The 19,636-nt window shown below is 41.8% G+C and carries 13 protein-coding genes and 1 tRNA gene; 4 read left to right on the top strand and 10 right to left on the bottom strand.

Annotated features, from left to right (window positions below; all coding sequences use genetic code 11):
* Positions 1–139: 139 nt before the first annotated feature.
* The gene (locus M2132_RS09715; protein WP_280673152.1) at positions 140–1,609 is read left to right on the top strand and encodes a hypothetical protein; all 1,470 of its coding nucleotides are present in this window, start codon (positions 140–142) and stop codon (positions 1,607–1,609) included.
* Positions 1,610–1,702: 93 nt separating this feature from the next.
* On the opposite strand, the gene M2132_RS09710 is transcribed toward M2132_RS09715, so the two are convergent.
* Positions 1,703–4,078: a transglycosylase domain-containing protein gene (locus M2132_RS09710; protein ID WP_280673153.1), complete on the bottom strand. Its 2,376-nt coding sequence runs from the start codon at positions 4,076–4,078 to the stop codon at positions 1,703–1,705.
* A gap of 118 nt (positions 4,079–4,196) precedes the next feature.
* Entirely contained in the window at positions 4,197–6,233 is a 2,037-nt protein-coding gene (locus M2132_RS09705) for an HD family phosphohydrolase (protein ID WP_280673154.1), read from the bottom strand.
* 170 nt (positions 6,234–6,403) lie between these two features.
* On the opposite strand from M2132_RS09705, the gene M2132_RS09700 reads away from it, so the two are divergent.
* On the top strand, positions 6,404–6,649 hold the full coding sequence (locus M2132_RS09700) for a hypothetical protein (protein ID WP_280673155.1): 246 nt from the start codon (positions 6,404–6,406) through the stop codon (positions 6,647–6,649).
* A gap of 37 nt (positions 6,650–6,686) precedes the next feature.
* On the opposite strand, the gene M2132_RS09695 is transcribed toward M2132_RS09700, so the two are convergent.
* From M2132_RS09695 to M2132_RS09680, 4 genes are all read right to left on the bottom strand, one after another.
* Positions 6,687–7,928 (bottom strand): 3-deoxy-D-manno-octulosonic acid transferase, encoded by a 1,242-nt coding sequence (locus tag M2132_RS09695; RefSeq protein ID WP_280673156.1) that lies wholly within the window; start codon positions 7,926–7,928, stop codon positions 6,687–6,689.
* Between the two features lies 1 nt (position 7,929).
* Positions 7,930–9,447, bottom strand: coding sequence for a glutamate--tRNA ligase (gltX, locus tag M2132_RS09690; RefSeq protein ID WP_280673157.1), 1,518 nt, complete (start codon positions 9,445–9,447; stop codon positions 7,930–7,932).
* A 313-nt stretch (positions 9,448–9,760) separates the two neighbouring features.
* A complete protein-coding gene (locus M2132_RS09685) occupies positions 9,761–11,602 on the bottom strand; it encodes an acyltransferase family protein (RefSeq protein WP_280673158.1) in 1,842 nt (613 codons plus the stop codon).
* A gap of 63 nt (positions 11,603–11,665) precedes the next feature.
* Positions 11,666–11,752 (bottom strand) — tRNA-Ser (locus tag M2132_RS09680).
* 139 nt (positions 11,753–11,891) lie between these two features.
* Here M2132_RS09680 and mltG point away from each other — a divergent pair.
* Positions 11,892–12,923 (top strand): endolytic transglycosylase MltG, encoded by a 1,032-nt coding sequence (mltG, locus tag M2132_RS09675; RefSeq protein ID WP_280673159.1) that lies wholly within the window; start codon positions 11,892–11,894, stop codon positions 12,921–12,923.
* On the opposite strand, the gene M2132_RS09670 is transcribed toward mltG, so the two are convergent.
* From M2132_RS09670 to M2132_RS09655, 4 genes are all read right to left on the bottom strand, one after another.
* Positions 12,920–14,278: an undecaprenyl-phosphate glucose phosphotransferase gene (locus M2132_RS09670; protein ID WP_280698274.1), complete on the bottom strand. Its 1,359-nt coding sequence runs from the start codon at positions 14,276–14,278 to the stop codon at positions 12,920–12,922. The genes mltG and M2132_RS09670 overlap by 4 nt on opposite strands.
* A 64-nt stretch (positions 14,279–14,342) precedes the next feature.
* Complete coding sequence (locus M2132_RS09665) at positions 14,343–15,269, bottom strand: CPBP family intramembrane glutamic endopeptidase (protein WP_280673161.1); 927 nt, start codon at positions 15,267–15,269, stop codon at positions 14,343–14,345.
* Positions 15,269–16,135, bottom strand: a complete 867-nt coding sequence (locus M2132_RS09660) for an N-acetylmuramoyl-L-alanine amidase-like domain-containing protein (RefSeq protein WP_280673162.1) — start codon at positions 16,133–16,135, stop codon at positions 15,269–15,271. The genes M2132_RS09665 and M2132_RS09660 overlap by 1 nt, the downstream gene beginning before the upstream one ends.
* Positions 16,136–16,174: 39 nt before the next feature.
* Positions 16,175–17,842 (bottom strand): formate--tetrahydrofolate ligase, encoded by a 1,668-nt coding sequence (locus M2132_RS09655; RefSeq protein ID WP_280673169.1) that lies wholly within the window; start codon positions 17,840–17,842, stop codon positions 16,175–16,177.
* A 183-nt stretch (positions 17,843–18,025) separates the two neighbouring features.
* Here M2132_RS09655 and M2132_RS09650 point away from each other — a divergent pair, with 183 nt between their 5' ends.
* Entirely contained in the window at positions 18,026–19,501 is a 1,476-nt protein-coding gene (locus tag M2132_RS09650) for a glycoside hydrolase family 10 protein (protein ID WP_280673163.1), read from the top strand.
* Positions 19,502–19,636 lie beyond the last annotated feature (135 nt).

The following is a 19,636-nucleotide window of genomic DNA, read 5'->3' as shown; positions in this document are numbered from 1 at the left end:
AAAGACAAACTGAGTATTAAAAAGAGGCTATATAAAGCAGCGCTGGATACTCAATATCTCAGGAAACTATTGAAAATTTGATGCGGTTGCCCTGGCATATAATTGTTTCTTGAAAATATTTAGTAATTTTATTTTCAGTATGGTAGAAAACGAGGTAAAAATACACGATAGGTATTCCATCGAGCTGAAAAGCCATTTTATAACAAACAAGGGACATGCCAATATTAATGAATTTAAGATTAATACATGGGTTTTTGTGCCCAATAGCCTCGATATAAACAGAAGCACGTATTCTAAAAGCCAGTTTTACCATGACGTGAAAAGTAACCTCAGGCTGATAACTCCAATCTATTCGCTTAGTGATATATTGCAAGAAGGCCGGGGACCGCTACCTCGCTTGCAAAAAGCAATGGAACGGCTTCTGCCCGACCCCGACGACGATAAAAAAACTGAAAACTACCGCTATCAGATACGAATGCTGATGTGTATCCTGAAAAGCGCATTGAGGCGCGATACCCGCATCATCTGCAATGATACATCAAATAAGGATATTCCTGCTGCCATCGATCGGTTTGTTGCGGATATACGAGCTATTACCAAGCAGTTCAGAGACAAGCGCAAGATGCTTGCCTCGCCCGGTATTTCGGACGAGCATTATGAATATTTTGATTTTGCCGACGAATTTCTGGGTAACATCATTGAACAATATTCTTTCCAGATAATACACTCTCTGAAAAATAGCCGTCCGTCCGTTTTTGAGGAAGTGAAAGCCGCTTTAAACACACTGCAGGCAGACGAAGTTGAATATAAAAGAAAACACGGCTACATGCTCCTTAAAGAAGGAGACGAAGACCACAACCGTTTGGTTATCTTGAGGCGCAATATATTAAAGAAGTTTATAGAAACCGACTTATATCTGAAAACCGAAAAAAAGAAAGACGGATATTACATAGAACAATTCTATTACAGTATTGCGGCAGGTATAGCCATGATTTTTGCCACGGTCATTTCCTTTTTTGCCACGCAACGGTTTGGCAACTTCACTACCGACCTTTTCATTATTTTGGTTATCAGCTATATGATGAAAGACCGTATAAAAGACCTTATGCGCTATCTTTATACGTCGGAGTTGAGCAAAAGATATTTCGACACAAAACTCAAGCTTAGCATCCGCAATCAAGAAATAGGGTGGGTGAAGGAGGCCTTCGATTTTAGGGAAGAACAAAAAATATCGGACGAGATTCTGGCTCTACGCCATACCAATCAACTGATTGATACCGAAAATGATGTTTACGACGAAAAAATAATCTTATACCGAAAATGGGTTAAACTATCGGAAGAAAATTTTGAGAAATATAAAGAATACCGCTTGTCGGGCGTCAACGATATCACACGAATTAACTTGTTTCATTTTCTGCAAAAGATGGACGACCCCTACATTCCGCTTTATGTCCCCGACAAAGAGGAGGGCTTCGTTAAGTTTCAGGCGGCAAAAGTATATCCTTTGTTTTTTGTAATTCAGTGCGAATCGAACACCAATTCGTATTATAAAGCTTACCGCATCCTGCTGAACCGCGAAGGGATAACCGATGTGCAAGAGGTGGAATAAAAGAAAAGGAGAAAACCGGAATGGTAATAAAATTGCTCCGATTTTCTCCCTTTATATATTTCTTTTCATTTCTAAAATATTAGCTCTGTTGCGCTAATCGAACAAGTCGTCTATACCTTCGGCAACTCCTCCGGGGCTCTCATCAATTGCTGAGCCGGCACAAGGATTAAGGTTTCCGTCAACGGTCACAAACTGTTTTTTTGTGCTGTATCCCAATTTCGAATCGGCATAAACTTTCTTCATAAATATACCGAATACGGGCAGTGCCATCGAAGCCCCTTGTCCCAAACCGATGCCATCGAAGTGAATTGAACGGTCTTCACCTCCAACCCAACAACCGGTAACAAGTTCGGGCGTGAAAGCCATAAACCAACCGTCGGAGTTATTCTGCGTTGTTCCCGTTTTTCCACCCATAGGCCCCTGCAATCCATAACGTCCTCTAACACGTCCACCTGTTCCTCCGTCAATTACGGCACGAAGCATATCAAGCATTTTTACGTAAGTAAATTCATCAAATATTTCCTCTGGTTGAGGGCTGAATGTAGCTACGATATTCCCGTGGGCATCTTCTATACGGGTTATATACATAGGTTTAGACCTCATACCCTTGTTTACAAAAGCGGTGTATGCACTGACCATTTCGCCTACCGACACATCGCAAGTGCCTAATGCCAAAGCATATTGGGCGTCTATATCGCCTGTAACACCAAATGAGTGAAGAAGGCGTACAAGTGCCGTTGGCGACAATTGCTTCATCAACCAAGCTGTTACCCAGTTATCTGAATTTTGAAGCCCCCACTTTATAGAAACCATTGCTCCATCCATATTTCTGCCCGAACGTGGCGACCATATCACATCTCCTCTTTCGTTAGTAACGGTTTGTTGTACGTGCGACATTTGGTCGCAAGGAGTCATACCTTCCATCATAGCCAAAGTATAGAGGTAAGGTTTTATTGTAGACCCAATCTGACGGCGCCCGATGCTTACCATATCATATTGGAAGTATTTAAAGTCGATTCCACCCACATAAGCTTTCATGTGTCCGTTGTACGGATCGATGGCCGCAAAGCCCGAACGAAGGAAGCCTTTATAGTAACGGATAGAATCTAATGGCGTCATTGTTGTATCGACTTCTCCCTGCCATGTGAACACCTTCATGTCGGCAGGTGTCTTAAATACTTCGAGTATCTCTTTCTCGCTATACCCGGCTTTCTTCATATCCCGGTAGCGGTCGGTTGTTTTCATGGCATTAGCCAATAGTTCATCTACCTTTTTGGTTACCGATGCCGAAAACGGAGCGTACGAACGTCCTTTCTTTTCGCGCGTAAACAGCGGTTGCAAATAACCTCCTATATGCTCTTGTACAGCCTCTTCGGCATAGGTTTGCATGCGAGAGTCGATTGTTGTATATATTCTCAGCCCATCGGAGTAAAGATTGTAGTACGACCCATCGGCTTTCTTGTTTTTGTTGCACCATCCGTACATTGGGTCGTTTTCCCAAGCAGCCGAATCGGTACTGTATTGAGTCATTTGCCACGATGCGTAATTCGATTTGTTGGGCTTTTGTGCCGTAAGGCTTTTTCGCAGATATTCTCTAAAATAGGGCGCTAAACCGTCTTTGTGGTCAACACGCTTAAAATCGAGCTGAATGGGCAGTTGCTTCAACGAATCGGCTTCTTGCCGGGTTATGTATCCGGCATCGGCCATAAGGCCAAGAACTATGTTGCGGCGTTTTTTTGTAGCTTCTATTTTTTTAGGGTTGCGCGGGTTAAATTTTGAAGGATTCTGGCACATACCTATAAGCATGGCTGCCTCCTGTATATTCAGATCTTTGGGCAACTTGTTGAAATAGACCTTTGCTGCCGATTGTATCCCCACCGCATTGTTCAGAAAGTCGAACTTATTGAGATACAGGTTTATGATTTCGTCTTTTGTATAATATCTTTCCAACTTTGTGGCAATAACCCACTCTATGGGTTTTTGCAAAGCACGATCCATAATATTTTCGGCAGGAGGCGAATACAATTGCTTGGCCAACTGCTGGGTTATGGTACTACCTCCACCGGCATTGTCTTGCGACATGAAAATGGTTTTGACAATTACCCGTCCCAATGCTTGGATATCGACTCCCGAATGGTCGTAATATCTTTTATCTTCGGTTGCAACAAGGGCTTGCACAAGGTAAGGCGAAAGCTCGTCGTAGCTCGAAAAAATACGGTTTTCCTTGCTCATAGAATAAGTTCCGAGCAATTCGTTGTCGGACGAATAAACCTGAGAGGCATACTTATCTATCGGGTTTTCGAGGTCTTCAATCGGGGGCATATAGCCTATCCATCCGGCTGTTATCAGCACAAAGACCAATACTATAGCCAAAATTACAGCAATAAACGCGCCCCAAAGCACCGCTACTATCCTTTTGGCTTTTTTATTAGTAGAACCTTCTTTCTTTTTCTTCTTTTTTTGTGTCATTCTTACTTAAAAATAAACAAATTGTGTGTTTGCCAGAGTCTGATTCGTGTTGGCCTACAAAAGTAAATAAAGCAATTCATTTTCATACTTAAAGTATGCTAAAGAAATTCTTTGCTCCCTATATTTCTTTCTCCTCTTTTTTCAATTCGGGATATGCAATACGGGTGTGATAGATTGTTTTCAGTTTATCGCTGAAAATTCCTTTTATTTTTTCTATTTCCTTGAATGTGATAGGTGCATTACGGAATAGCCCGTCTTCAACCTGCGAGTCTATCAGCCGGTTTATGAGCGCAGAAATACTCTTTTCAGTATATTCGGGCAGACTTCGCGATGCTGCCTCAACCGTGTCGGCCATCATCAGGATAGCTGTTTCTTTGCTGAATGGGTTTGGCCCCGGATAAGTAAAATCCTTAGGGTCTACTTCCTCATCGGGGTGCTCGTTCTTGTACGAGTTGTAGAAGTATTTGGCTTTGCCTTTTCCGTGATGGGTTGTAATGAAAGCTATGATTTGTTCCGGCAGATTATAGCTTTTGGCTATCTTAACCCCTTCGGGAACATGGCTTATAATAATCTTTGCACTCTCTTTGTACGACAGTCCCTTATGTGGATTCATTCCCGGCGACTGGTTTTCTGTAAAGAACGCAGGTTCAATCATCTTTCCTATATCGTGATACATGGCTCCCGTACGCACCAGTGACGCATTGGCTCCGATGCCTGTTGCTGCTGCGGCAGCAAGATTTGCTACTTGCATAGAATGCTGGAATGTTCCGGGGGCTGTTTCCGAAAGCTTCAGCAGTAGTGGTTTATTTATGTTAGAAAGCTCTACCATGCTTACCCCCGAGATGAAACCAAAAACTTTCTCGCACATATATACCAACAGGTACGAGAACATAACAAAAACGAAATTGATAAGGAAATACAGAAACATCTTCCAATTCACCTGCAAAATATCCCCGTCCTGCCACAGAACTATACCTGTGTAGACCAATGCGTAAGTGAGCAGTATAAAGAACGAACACCTTATCAACTGCGACCTTTCGGCCAAATCTTTCAGCCCGAATATACAGGCATAGCCTACCGGAATCTGCAATAGTATAAACTCCGACGGGAAAGGAACCATAAGTGCGCAAACCAAAATCATTATAGTGTGCGATACCATAGCCGTACGCGAATCTATAAACGTACGTATCAGTATGGTAGGTATGGCAAACGGTATGACAAATACGTGCAGCAATTTATAATCGACCGCCACCCCTGTCAGCAAACAAAAAACGGTGATAGACAATAATATAAAAATAGTATTCCGTTTATCATTATATTCCCGGGGGCGGAACAGTTTCAGATAAACCATAAGTGCCATTATAAGTATAGCCACCATTATGAGTTGTCCCAAAATAAGCCAATTCTGGGTGGCTCTCGACTCTTCTTTTTCTTCTGTTATTTTTTTTAGTGAGTTCAGTATGTTGAACACATGGCCGTCTACAATCTCGCCCCGGTCTATTATCCTTTCGCCAGCCTGTACCATGCCCTCGGCCAAGGCTATATGCTGCACCATTTCGTTTCTGAACTTCTCGGTTCTTTCTTCATCATATACAACATTTGCGGTCACATAGTTGTCAAGATTCATCGTTTTTAGTATCCTCACATCCATCTGTGACGGTATCTCTTCCAAAAGAATCTCGTAAGCCCTCCTTGATGTACGGAAAGACGAAACCTCGCGGGTTGCGGCCACGTTGTCGGACAATAACTTAATCTGTTTATGATTCGATTTGTTTATTTGCTCGAAGTCGTTGATAGAAATGATTCCGGCTTTGTATATCTCCGAAAGTTTCGACCTTACATAGTTTATATAAGCCGGTTGAACGCTATTGGCTTCGGCATCGCGTACAAACTGAGTTATTGCTTTTGTTGAGGCAACAGAATCGAACATATAATAAGGCTGGAAATCCCTCATTAAGCTATCTTTTTCTGCCTCAATCTGTTTGTCGGGCTTATAAATAGGAAAGTCGGATGGAGCCGTCAGCAAGCCATACTTCCACGGACGCCCTTCAACATACGAATACTTAAACTTACTGTCGCGAGGAGCAATGTAAGTTATTAGAAGAATCGCTACAATGAAGTAAAACGGAGCCGGAATGTTTATCTTATGTTTCATGGTTTCGTTTCTTTTATTCACAAATATAACAGATTCCTACATTAATTAAGAAAAAAATAACATTTAACTGAAATCGGATTATCTATAAATTTATCCTTGCCCACACATTTTGTAGCTATGTTAAGCAAAATTTTTATCTTTGAGAGTCAATTGCATATACAAAATATTGCATGAAAAATGGAATAATACCTTTCTTATTGGAATATTGGCCTTATATACTATTTCACATAGTATCAGCAGTGCTCATCATTTGGTTGGTGATAACGAAAGATGAATCGCTGACCAAGAAGCAAAAAATATGGTATAGCCTTCTGGTTGTATTTTCTCCTTTTATAGGCGCTCAAGCATATCAGCAGGAGTCTGCCAGAATAGAAAGGAAAAGGATTAGGAAATATTATCCCCAAAAAGAGAAATGAACGCACTATTTCTCTTATTTGTCTAAATAATAAGTATTTACAGTTTTATTATCTGCATTATTTTTTCTACAACGCCGGCATTGTGGGCAACGTAGTGGCCGGCGGCTTTTCTGGCACTGGCCAGTACTTCGGGGTAAGAAAGGAATTCGTCCATCAATACCGAAAACTCGCTAAAATTGCGGATGCAATAAGCTCCACCGCATTCGATCAACTCGCGGGCTTCGCGAAATTTTTTGAAATTAGGGCCAAAAACCACAGGCATACCATATACAGCCGCCTCCAAAACATTGTGTATGCCAACGCCAAAACCTCCGCCTACGTAAGCAACTTCGCCATAACGATATACCGACGATAGCATCCCGAAAGAATCTATAATCAAACAATCATATTCCGCAATGTTCCCCGCTGTGGCTTGCGAATATCGTACAGAAGGCCGTTGCAACAGCGACTCAATCTGTTTAAGGTGCGCCTCGTGTATTTCGTGAGGAGCTATTATCAGCTTTATATCGGTATTACTGTTGAAGTATTTAATAAACACATCTTCGTCCTTTGGCCATGAACTACCGGCTACCAAGGTTTTCCATTTGGAACCATCGCCGTTTTTTGTAAACGCATCCACAATGGGCAGCTCGCGTGCTTCACGGTTTATGTCCAGCACCCGGTCGAAGCGTGTATCGCCACAAACAACAACATTCTCTTTTACACCTATCCCGGCAAGAAGTTCTTTCGAGTTTTCGTCTTGCACGCAAAGCGCGCTGTACATTTTCAATATATCCCGAAGAGGCTTTCCGTACCACTTGAAAAACAACTGTGTTGGTCTGAATATAGCAGAAACCATGTAAATGGGAATATTTTTGTGGTGCAGGCAATTGATGTAGTTATACCAAAATTCGTATTTTATGAAAATAGCTTTCGCTATTGGTACTGCGTCGATAAAGTGGCGGGCATTTTTCTGTGTGTCGAAAGGTAGATAGCAAACAACATCGGCCAATTCGTAGTTTTTCCGTACTTCGTAGCCCGAAGGAGAAAAAAACGTCAGCAGTATCTTATATTGCGGATGGTTCTGTCTGATATTTTCTATTATTGGCCTTCCCTGCTCAAATTCGCCTAACGATGCGGCATGCAGCCAGATGTAACGGGCATTAGGGTCTATCTCTTGCCTCAACTTGCCCAAAACCTCCTTGTGGCCTCCAACCATCAACCCTGCCTTTTTATGAAAAGGGGCTATCAGGCGTACCACACAGGAATAAAGAAAAATTGCCAGATTATATAATACCATATTATTTGCCGATATGGTTAATAGCGTAATCTAATCGTTGCAGGGTTTCGTCTTTGCCTATCGCGGCCGTGATATCGAACATGTGAGGCCCTTTCGATTCGCCCACAATGGCCAAACGGAAGGCATTCATGACATTACCCAAATGGTATTCTTTCTTTTCGATCCATGCTTTCACAACCTCTTCTTGATTGTGTGCCGAAAAGTCATCTATATCCTCCAACACAACGGCTAATTCGGTCATCTGTGCGGGCGATTCTTCCTTCCAACGCTTTTTTACAGTTTTTTCGTCGAAAGAATCGGGAGCCTGAAAAAAGAAAAATGACTGATCCCATAGCTCACGCACAAAACTCACACGTTCTTTCACCAAGCCTACAACAGTTTGGACATAACTAACTGTGGGTGTGAATCCGCGCTGTGCAAGGTCGTCCATGAAAAGGGACGCAATTTCAGAATTCGATTTTAACTGAATATATTGATGATTGAACCATTTTGCTTTTTCGTAATCGAACTTAGCACCGCTTTTGCTACATTTTTCGAGCGAGAATAACTCAATCAGACGACTCAATGAAAGAATTTCCTCGTCATCGCCCGGATTCCATCCAAGCAAAGCAAGGAAGTTTATAACCGCTTCGGGCAGATATCCGCTTTCACGGTATCCCGACGAAACTTCACCCGTTTTAGGATCTTTCCATTCGAGCGGAAAAACAGGGAAACCAAGACGGTCGCCATCGCGCTTGCTCAGTTTTCCGTTACCCTCCGGTTTAAGCAATAAAGGCAAATGGGCAAAGCGGGGCATGGTATCAGTCCAACCAAATGCACGGTATAGTAAAACATGTAAAGGAGCCGATGGTAACCATTCTTCACCACGAATCACATGAGTTATTTCCATCAGATGGTCGTCAACAATATTGGCAAGATGATAGGTCGGCAAGTTGTCGGCCGATTTATAAAGTACCTTATCATCCAGAACCGATGAATTAATGACTACCTCGCCACGAATCATGTCGTTCACCACAACATCTTCGTTGGGTTCTATCCTGAAACGGACAACGTACTGCTCTCCACTTTCTATTAAAGCTTTAACTTCCTGCTCAGGCAGAGTTAACGAATTGCGCATCAAAGTACGTGTAGAAGCATCGTACTGAAAGTTTTTTATCTCGTTTCTTTTTTGCTCCAGTTCCGTTGGTGTATCAAATGCTATATATGCCCGTCCATCGGCAAGCAGTTGGTCTACATACTGACGATAAATCCCTTTGCGTTCCGATTGGCGGTATGGACCATAGCCACCTCCCACATTCGGACCTTCGTCAAACTGAAGCTCTAACCATGTTAGCGCCTCAACTATATAATCTTCGGCACCGGGAACAAAGCGTTGCGAATCGGTATCTTCTATACGGAGAATAAAATCGCCTGCATGTTGTTTTGCAAACAAGTAATTATATAGTGCGGTTCTTACTCCTCCAATATGCAGTGGGCCTGTTGGGCTGGGAGCAAAGCGAACTCTGACTTTACGAGACATACTTTTCTTATGTTTTGATTTTGGAAATAAAAATGTTCACAAAATTAGAAAAAAATATTAACTTGGCATTCCAGAATCGGCCTATATTGATATAGCCATTATAAATCAGATTGTTATAGTAATGTCGCAAAAGCTTCCGAAAAAACAAAATGACCAGACACAGGAAAATTTCCGCCGAAGACTGACCGGCCTCCTCATACTCGTTCCCACCGTCTTGGTTGTGATAGGGATATTTAATATAATACAAGACCCTACTTCGTTTACACAATGGGTTTATTCTTTCTTTAGATAGTATGCCGTAAACGCATGCCGCCTAATTCGTATCGAAATATTTACTGATGAACTGATTTGTACGGCTTCCTGTCAGTTTAGCCAAATTTTCGGCGGCATATCTATTCAGGTGATTCCTGTCGTAATACATGAGCGTATCGTTATAGAAAGGCGCGTCTTTATAAAAACCATTATCGTTTACATTCAGTACATGCGCATTATGGTATCTGTTCAATACATCCATAACATTTTGAGGAATACTGTAAGTTTTCAGCCGAAATCTATAATCTTTGGTGGCATCCTTTACTAAATCTCTGTACTCGCGTAACGGATTGATTTCGGAAACAGGATAATCTTCCAAAAAAATTACGTTTTGGTCAGCAGGCAATCGTTTTATGAAATCATCTATCAATTGGGGTAAACCGGTAAACCTATCTGCGTTTTTCCAAGACATGCAAAACAAGATTACTTTCTTTGCGGTTACGTTATCTTCAACTATTGCGGCCAGATGCCGGTATTGAGTATAAGTTTTTGTATTCTCAAAATCGGACTTGTCGATTCCCGGAATAGGGGGATAAACATTATTGGTTATGCTTTGTAAGGCAAAATCATTTTGCTTGCCCAACTCATCGAAATACACTTTATAAACAAGCCCGTGACTATCGCCAATCAACAGTATAGTATCTTTTGCACACACATTGCCCAATAGATTTAGTTTGTTCGTATTATTCATGTTTTCGGCATGCGTTTCAAGTCCTAACCCCAAAGGTTCGCTATACCTGAATGGGTATTGCTTCCAAGTGCCTATGCTTGTCATTGCGAATCCTGTAAAGATTAATAAGCATCCCATAGAAGCTAATATAAGCAGAAGCTTTTTTTTCGTCGCTTTTCTTATTGGTTTCTCGAAGAACTGATACGACACTATTGAGAGGATAACAACCAAAGCACATGCCGCCAAGGCATTCAACGGGCTAAAATAATAATCGTTGTTGTAATAACGCAGCACAGCAAATACAGGCCAGTGCCAAAGATAGAGAGAATACGATATTTCGCCGATATAAACCAATTTGTTCTGTGAGAGTACTTTATTAACCACACTGCCTTCCGACAAGAGCAGAAAACAAGCACCCAAGCATGGAATCAGTGCCACCAATCCCGGAAACAAAGTTTGTTCATTAATAAAAAACAAACTGCCCGCAATTAGCACTAACCCCACAACAGAAACAACATTATTCCCGCCGAAGTACTGTTTCAGCTTAGGACTCAAAAGGTTGATAGAAACACCCAGCAAAAATTCCGGTATCCTTGCCAAGAGAGAGTAATACATTTGGTCTTGCCGGCCTCCTGCCAGCAAATTGTACTGGCAATAAGCTGTCAATACGACTATTGCTCCGATTGTTATGATTCTGATATTTTTTTTCGAGAAGAATATTATAGCCAAAGGCAGCAGCAGATAGAATTGCATCTCGATGGCTAAGGTCCATGTATGTAAGAGGGGATTCTCGGCCGATGTGGCTCCAAAATAAGTATCCAGCGTAGAAAAATACGTGTTACTTACAAAAAGCACGGCGGTGGCTGCTGATTTACGGAAAGGATAAATATCGGAATACAGATATACCATACTCACCGCTGTCATAGAAACAAGAATCATTATGTAGTATGCCGGCACAATGCGTTTTATACGGCTTACATAAAATTCTTTGAAAGAAAAAATCTTCTTTTCTTTCTGTGTAAATATTATAGATGATATCAGAAAACCTGAAATGACAAAAAATATATCTACCCCAATAAATCCTCCGGGCATTATATCTTTGTTGAGGTGGAACAAAAAGACCGACAGAACGGCTATCGCCCTCAAGCCTTGTATATCGGAACGATATTTCATACTGTGCTTAAAAGAAAAAAGCAACCCGAAGGTTGCTTTGCTGTGTAAATTTCTGATAAAAAGCGGAAGCGGGGGGATTCGAACCCCCGGTACAGTTACCCGTACGTCAGTTTAGCAAACTGGTGGTTTCAGCCACTCACCCACACTTCCTCTGAAAAGGGTGCTAATCTTCAAATAGCGAGTGCAAATATATACTGAATGTTTTGATTTATCAAGGCATTTTTCTTTTTTTTCGCTGTTATATTCTTAAATTTGCTTCATTGTTTCATCCTTTTTGATGCGTAGATAAATGAATCTGAAAAAACATAAAACTTTAGCAATCACATTACTTGTTTTTATTCTCATATTAACTATATCAGGAATATTTGCCGGAAAAATATTTTTTACAACATTCAACATCGATAAAACCGTATATATTTATATTGATAAAAACAAGAACTACTCCGATGTATTGATTCAATTAGACACAACCGCCCATATTTCCGACCGCAAAAGTTTTGATTATGTTGCCGATATATTGAAGCTGAAAAGCAGCCTGAAATCGGGACGTTATGCCGTAGAGCCAAACATGAAGGTTTGGGAGTTGGTTCGTAATATCAGAAACGGAAACCAAAGCGCGATACGCTTCACATTTAATAATATCCGCACAAAAGAAGAACTGGCTGAACGGATATCAGAACAACTCGATTTGTCCGAAACGGATATCCTGACCGCGTTCAACGATTCGGCTGTTTGCTCCAAACTGGGGTTCACGCCCCAAACAATTGCAGGGATGTTTATTCCTGATACTTACGAGGTTTATTGGAATCTCTCCCTGAATAAGTTTTTAGACCGGATGGCAACAGAATATAGCCGGTTTTGGGAAGGAAAGCGGATGGATAAAGCTAATAGCTTGGGGTTGACTTCTATCCAGGTATCGGCTCTTGCATCTATTGTAGAAGAAGAATGCACTTACAGGGATGAATACCCGATGGTGGCACGCCTTTATCTGAACAGGCTGGAAAGAGGACAATTGCTGCAAGCCGACCCAACGGTTAAGTTTGCCGTAGGCGATTTTTCCCTTCGCAGAATTTTGCTCAAACATCTGGAGATAGACTCCCCTTACAATACATACCGGAACGCAGGATTACCTCCCGGACCTATTCGCATACCTTCTGTTGCGGCTTTGGATGCAGTTCTTAATCCGGCTCAACACGATTTTTTGTTTATGTGTGCCAAGGAAGATTTTTCGGGTAGGCATAATTTTGCTACCACATATGCCCAACATAACAGGAACGCAACCTTGTATCAAAAAGCACTAAATGCCCGTAATATTCGTTAATAGGCATTCTTATCGCCCGCAATGGTTTTGAAGACTGTAACGAAAATGATTTTTATGTCGAGAACAAAAGACCAGTTTTCAATGTACCAAACATCGCATTTGAAACGTCCTTCCATTTGGTCTATGGTCTTTATCTCGCCCCTATAACCCGATATCTGTGCCCAACCTGTCAGGCCGGGTTTAATCAGGTGGCGAATCATAAACTTATCTATCAGTTTATTATAAATTTCGGTTTGCTTCACCATGTGCGGACGTGGCCCTACAACCGACATATCGCCCAACAAAACGTTTATAAACTGGGGAATTTCATCTAAGCTTGTCCGGCGGATAAACGAGCCTATTTTTGTAACGCGGGGGTCTGTCTTAACAGTTGTCAGCGTGTCGGCATCTTTATTCATGCGCATCGACCGGAACTTGTAGCAGGTAAATATTTTTCCATGCAGACCTGTTCTTTTTTGCGTAAACAATATTGGCCCGGGTGATTCTAATTTTATCAGCAATCCACAAATAATATATACTAAAGGGAAAACGGTGAGTAATACGCATATGGAAAAAACAATATCGAAAGCCCTTTTCAGCACCCTATTCGATAGAGATTGTAAAGGCTCCGGACGAATGCCCACTACTGGCGTAGCCTGCAAGAAGTTCAGCACAAGCTTGCGTTTGATATATTTATAAAACTCGGGAACGAGGTAGAAGCGGATCATGTTTCGTTCCGAGAAATTGATCAATTTCAGAATCTTAGCTTCCTGATTGCCGGGCAGTGTACAAAATATTTCGTCTACTTGATTTTCGTTGCAAAACTTCTCAACTTGGGCAGTTGTACCCAGATAATTGGGCAAAGCGTTTTCCAACGATTTATTATCGTCAAAAAAACCCAGTACCTTATATCCATAAGTGCTCGACGAAAGGTCGTAATAGACATTCATTCCATTCAGACCACCTCCCACAATTATCACATACTTATAGTTATGCCCTTTCTCTCTGTACAGTTTCAGCAATATACGCAATAGTATCTGAAACAATGTATATACCCCCACAAAGAGAAGCAAGCAGCCAACCCATTTCAGCAACGTGATTTCCGTTACATTCAACAAATATACCCCTACCGTAAAGATAACGATATAGAGTATCGAAAACGACAACGAACGCTGCACTACCTTATCGAAGAAAACGATATTCTTAGCCAGATTATTGGGGATAATATTCACAGCGATGAAATACGCCAAATTTATCAGAAGAAGAACTTCTCCTGCTTTGTATGGTTCCAACTCCACGTAGTTAAGAAGGAAACCGCCGGAAAGCTTATGAAAAGCAATGAAAAACGAGTTTATGAGTATTAAATCGCTCAGCATGATGAGCCAATTAATCAAAAAACCGTATCCTTTTTTTTGCACAAGAGCCATATAATCTTAGAGTCTAAATTTCACCTTCAATAATTCTTCTTTTATTATATATCTTCACCAGATAGAAGACAACGATACCTGTCAGCAAGGCACTGACAAGGGTCATCCACCATGTGTCGCCAACACCGATTTGTTCTATCGATTTGCTATAATTCTCGTCCGGACTTTCGGCCCAACAAGCAATAACACTGAATGCGTTATTTACAGTATGTATAATGATGGGTATCCACAAATTGCCCGACCATACAAACAAATATCCCAAGGCAGCCCCCAAAATAACACGGGGAACAAATCCGTAGAATTGCATATGTATAGCACTGAATATTATGGCCGTAATCCAAACAGCCAGATGAGGATTACGGGTGATTTTGCCAAATATCTGCTGTATGGCTCCCCGGAACAAAAATTCCTCACAAATGCCTGCCATAACAGCCACAAGAAGCAGGTTCAATACTAAATCGGTAATCGTTTTTCCGGCCAAAAGTGTATCGAACAGCGCGGCAGCCCGGTCTTCCGAGGCTCGCATCTTCTCTTCCAGCCACGATAAGGATTCGGGCAGAACCAACTGATCGTTATAATAGCCCGTAAAACTTATTATGGGTTGAATTACTATAATCAGCGCCAACCCCAATAAAAGGAACCGGAGGTCGGGTGTTTTATTTATTTTCAGTGCCTCTATCCCTTTTTCGTTAAAGAAATATGCCCACAAACAAGCCGGCAATAGGAACAAGAGAGGCGACTGGAGCGACAGGTTAATCCTGATAAAATCGGCCGATGCTGTCAGAACCTCCAACCCTTGGCTTTGCATTCCTGTGACAAGGAAAACAAGTATTAATGCAAAACTCAGAATCATTATCCCCACAAACGAGAATATAATGATAAAAAGCAATTGCATCCAACCGCTCATTCCCACATATATCTTCTTCAAGCTATTCATCATCAATCATTATTGTTAAGACGAAGCACAACCAACCCGTTACATGTCTTTGAGGTGTTGCAATATTGACGAAGTGTGTGTTTTTCAATTATAACTTTTCCGGCACGGCTCGAGGCATGGAGAAACGTTAGTTTATCGCCATCGCGATAAGCTATTCCCATGTGCGTAAAATCCAAACCTTTTATGGAAGTAGAAAAAAGTATAATATCACCATTCTCAATTTGTTTTTCCGATTTCAAAACCCCTTGTTTCTCTATAACGTAAGATGTACCTCTTTTATTGAGTATTTCTTCTTGTTTTTTAATTTTTTCTATCAAATATTCACTTTTGCGCAATTGCTCGTACTTGTCTGCGTGGGTAGACATGAAATTTATGTGACGCCTAAGGGGCGTTCCGCCCAATTGCCGGCTTATATCCTTAAAGATTCCTTGTTGTGTGTTTTCCCATATCCAATCGGACGAATAATGCAGGCGTGAGGCATAATCCGTAATTTCCCCGTTGCGGTATCTCAGCCGGCGTAAAAAATTGCAAAAATCGCTGAATCCGGTTTTCTCCGCTTTGATGGTTTGTGCCAAAGCTATACAATTTTCCACAAAAGTGGTACAGTCCATTTCCCGCAGGTTCACCACCAGTTTTTCGTCGGGCGAATTCACTTCGAGCGTGGCGGCTACATATGGCGTATCCCTGAAAAATAAAGCTGCTTCGGTTACAATCTGCGGAAGGGGTTTGTTGTGACCTCCGCTCAACGTTTTCAGGCATTTTTCAAAAATCAAAGAGTCGGCCTGTGTATACGAAACCTGTGCACGGCCATACGAAGCCATGCACAGGAATGATAATATCAGAATAATAAATACTCGCCCTGTTTTCAAAATATAATAAGCGTTTCTTATAGTATTTTCGTTGTTTTTTTAACTCAATCCCTCTATTTTCCCGTCCACAATATCTATAAAATTTGCTTGTGGAACTTTAGGGAAGCCCGGCATTCGCATTATATTCCCCGCTATGGCAACTATAAATTCAGCACCGTTATTTATAACTATATCGTTTATGGTAAGGGTAAAGCCATCGGTAATACCTACGGCTTTTGCATCGCCCGAAAACGAATACTGTGTTTTTGCGATGCACACAGGCAGATGCTCTAAATCGGATATGCTGATTTTCTTCAGCATTTTCCGGGCTTTGTCGCTAAACTCAACTAAGGTTGCTCCATATATGTTTCGTGCAATCTTATCTATCTTTGTACGGACAGAATCACTTTCAGCATAAGTGAATTTTAATGGCTCGGATGGATTTTCAGCGATAGTGCGAACCACCATGTTTGCCAAGTCGACAACTCCTTCTCCTCCTTTTGTGTACGCATCGTTAATGGCACACCCCACGTTCATTTGTTTGCAATGCTCCTCGATCAATGCAATTTCTTGAGCGGTATCGGTAGCAAATCTGTTTAAGGCAACCACAACGTTTTGCCCAAAGGTTTTCAGGTTCTCGATGTGTTTATCCAGATTCTTGAAGCCCGATTTAAGACCTTCTATGTTTTCTTTCTTTATATCTTCCACAGCAACACCACCGTGCATTTTCAAACCTTGAGCCGACACAACGATGACCGTCAGCTTTGGATTTAACCCTCCATTGCGGCATTTTATGTTGAAGAATTTTTCAGCACCAAGGTCAGCCCCGAATCCTGCTTCGGTTATCACATATTCGGCATGGCTTAATGCCATTTTTGTGGCTATTAGCGAGTTGCATCCATGAGCGATATTAGCAAACGGTCCGCCATGAATAAAGGCAGGTGTGTTTTCGGTTGTTTGTACTATATTGGGGTTTATGGCATCTTTGAGCAATACGGTGATAGCGCCTGCAACGCCCAATTCTTTTACGGTGAAAGGTTTATCGCTGAATGTATAGCCCAATATTATGTTTTCGATCCGTCTTTTCAAATCGTTCAGATCGGAAGCCAAGCATAAGATAGCCATAATTTCGGAGGCAGGTGTTATGTCAAATCCTGTTTCGGCAGGAATGCCGTTGGCCGAACCGTTCAAGCCCGCCACCATGTAGCGCAGGCTGCGGTCGCTGATATCGATAACCCTTTTCCAAAGGACTTCCTTCAACCCTGAGCCCGACTCCCGGTTTTGGTATATGTAATTGTCGAGCAAGGCCGTAATCATATTATGAGCCGATGTAATGGCATGAAAATCGCCTGTGAAGTGCAGGTTTATATCCTCCATTGGTAAAACTTGCGCGTAACCACCTCCGGCAGCTCCTCCCTTCATCCCGAAACAAGGACCAAGCGATGGTTCCCGAAGGGCAACAACAGCCTTTTTCCCTATCTTGTTCAGCCCTAAAGCCAGTCCTATCGAAACCGTAGTTTTTCCGATACCGGTTTTTGTGGGGGTTATTGCCGTTACAAGAATAAGGTTGTTTTCCTTTACCCTTGCATCATCAATTAACGAAACAGGAACTTTTGCCATGTATTTCCCGTAGTTATGTATATCATCACCTGATATACCTATGGTTTGCGCTACCTCATTTATCGATTTGAGGGGTGTGGCTCTGGCAATTTCTATATCCGACTTCATAGCTATTTCTTCCTTTCTTTTCCTTAAAAAATTTACAAATATAATCATTCATTTTGTTTAGAACCTACTTTGGGTATGTATGGTTTACGAATACAGTTTTTTTATAGAAAATAAACATCCTCCTTCGGCGTGAAATGATTATTTTTGAGGTTTTTATAAAATTAAGGAGCAAGAACTCTGAAAATGATAAAACATTTCACTCTACTGATTTTTTCTATTTTGTTTTTTTCCATCGGCATTTGTGGACAGGCTTCGTTGCAGCCTCCGGCAACAGAGGTAAGAGCCGTTTGGTTAGCCACAAATTGGAGTCTGGATTGGCCATCGGCCGATATGAGTATTGATCAACAGAAAAAAGAGATGCGACGGAAGCTGGACGCATTGCAAAGAGCTAATTTCAATACCGTACTTTTTCAAACACGCATCAGGGGCGATGTGTTTTACCGTTCGGCAATAGAGCCTGTAAGCCCATTCTTCAGGAGTTCTTACATAAACTCTTTCGATCCCTTGGCCTTCGTTATAGAAGAATGCCACAGACGCGGAATGGAATGCCACGCATGGTTTGTAACATTTCCGGTAGGCTCGAAGAAACAGGTGGAGCGGATGAAGAAAACGTCGGTAGTGAGCAAAAATAAAGGAATCTGCAAGCTTCACAAGGGAGAATGGTATCTCGACCCCGGCAATCCTGAGGCACGCAAATATATCCTTTCGCTGGTGAGTGAAATTGTATCGGGCTACGATATTGACGGTATTCACTTCGATTATATACGCTATCCCGAAAACGCCAAAACTTTTCCCGACAACGATACATACAAAAAATATGGCAAAGGAATGAGCCTTGACGATTGGCGGCGCAGCAACATAAACACTCTTGTTACCGATATATACAAATCGGTAAAAAAGAAAAAGAAATGGGTACAGGTGAGCAGTAGCCCTTTGGGACGTTATCGGCCTTTGCCCGTAAAACCGAACGATGGTTGGACAGCCTACGCCGATGTGTTTCAGGATGCAGGGCACTGGTTGCGGAGTGGGGCACACGATGCCATTTTTCCGATGATGTACTATAAGGAAGAATTATTTTATCCTTTTCTGGAAGATTGGATGGAACAAGCCGCGGGCCGTCTGATTGTTCCCGGATTGGGAGCATACATGATGAACGAACCCGAACGAAACTGGAGCCTACAGAATATACTTGACCAAGTGGATTATGCGCGCCAAAAACAAACCGCAGGGCAGGCTTTTTACAGAACCGAAACCATACTATCCGATTCGAAAGATATTCTGACCACGCTATCCCGCCATTATTATCAATATCCGGCTAAGCTACCACCACTTACTTGGCTAAGTACCACCAGGCCCGCTCCACCCAAAAATCTGGAAGTGTTTAAAACCCGAAACGGGACAACTTGCTTGCAATGGGAAGCCGCAGATAGCGATGACGAACAACTTTCGTATACGGTATATCGTTCGTTTGCCGACCGGGCCAACACCGAGAACTCCGAAAGTATAGTGATTACCGGATTGCGGCAGAATAAGATTTTTCTTTGTGTAGAAAATACGGATGTAGGTATATATTATAGTGTGACGGCTTCAGACCGTTTTCATAACGAGAGCGAGCCTTGTGTTTCCGCATTCTATGTGCATAGCACTTTTGAGCGATGACAAATGAATGTTTAGCATTGTTTTGGTTCAAAGATGTTTTTTTTGCAACTAAAAACCTAAATTATAACAAAATATTGTTATCTTTGTGCGTCTTGACGTGTTAACCACACACTTCATTTTATTACATACAACAAA

It is taken from the genome of Dysgonomonas sp. PH5-45 (assembly GCF_029893235.1).
In the GTDB taxonomy this organism is placed as follows: Bacteria; Bacteroidota; Bacteroidia; order Bacteroidales; family Dysgonomonadaceae; genus UBA1309.
Note: the sequence above shows the minus strand (reverse complement) of the source record. Positions and strands in the feature narration are given on the sequence as shown.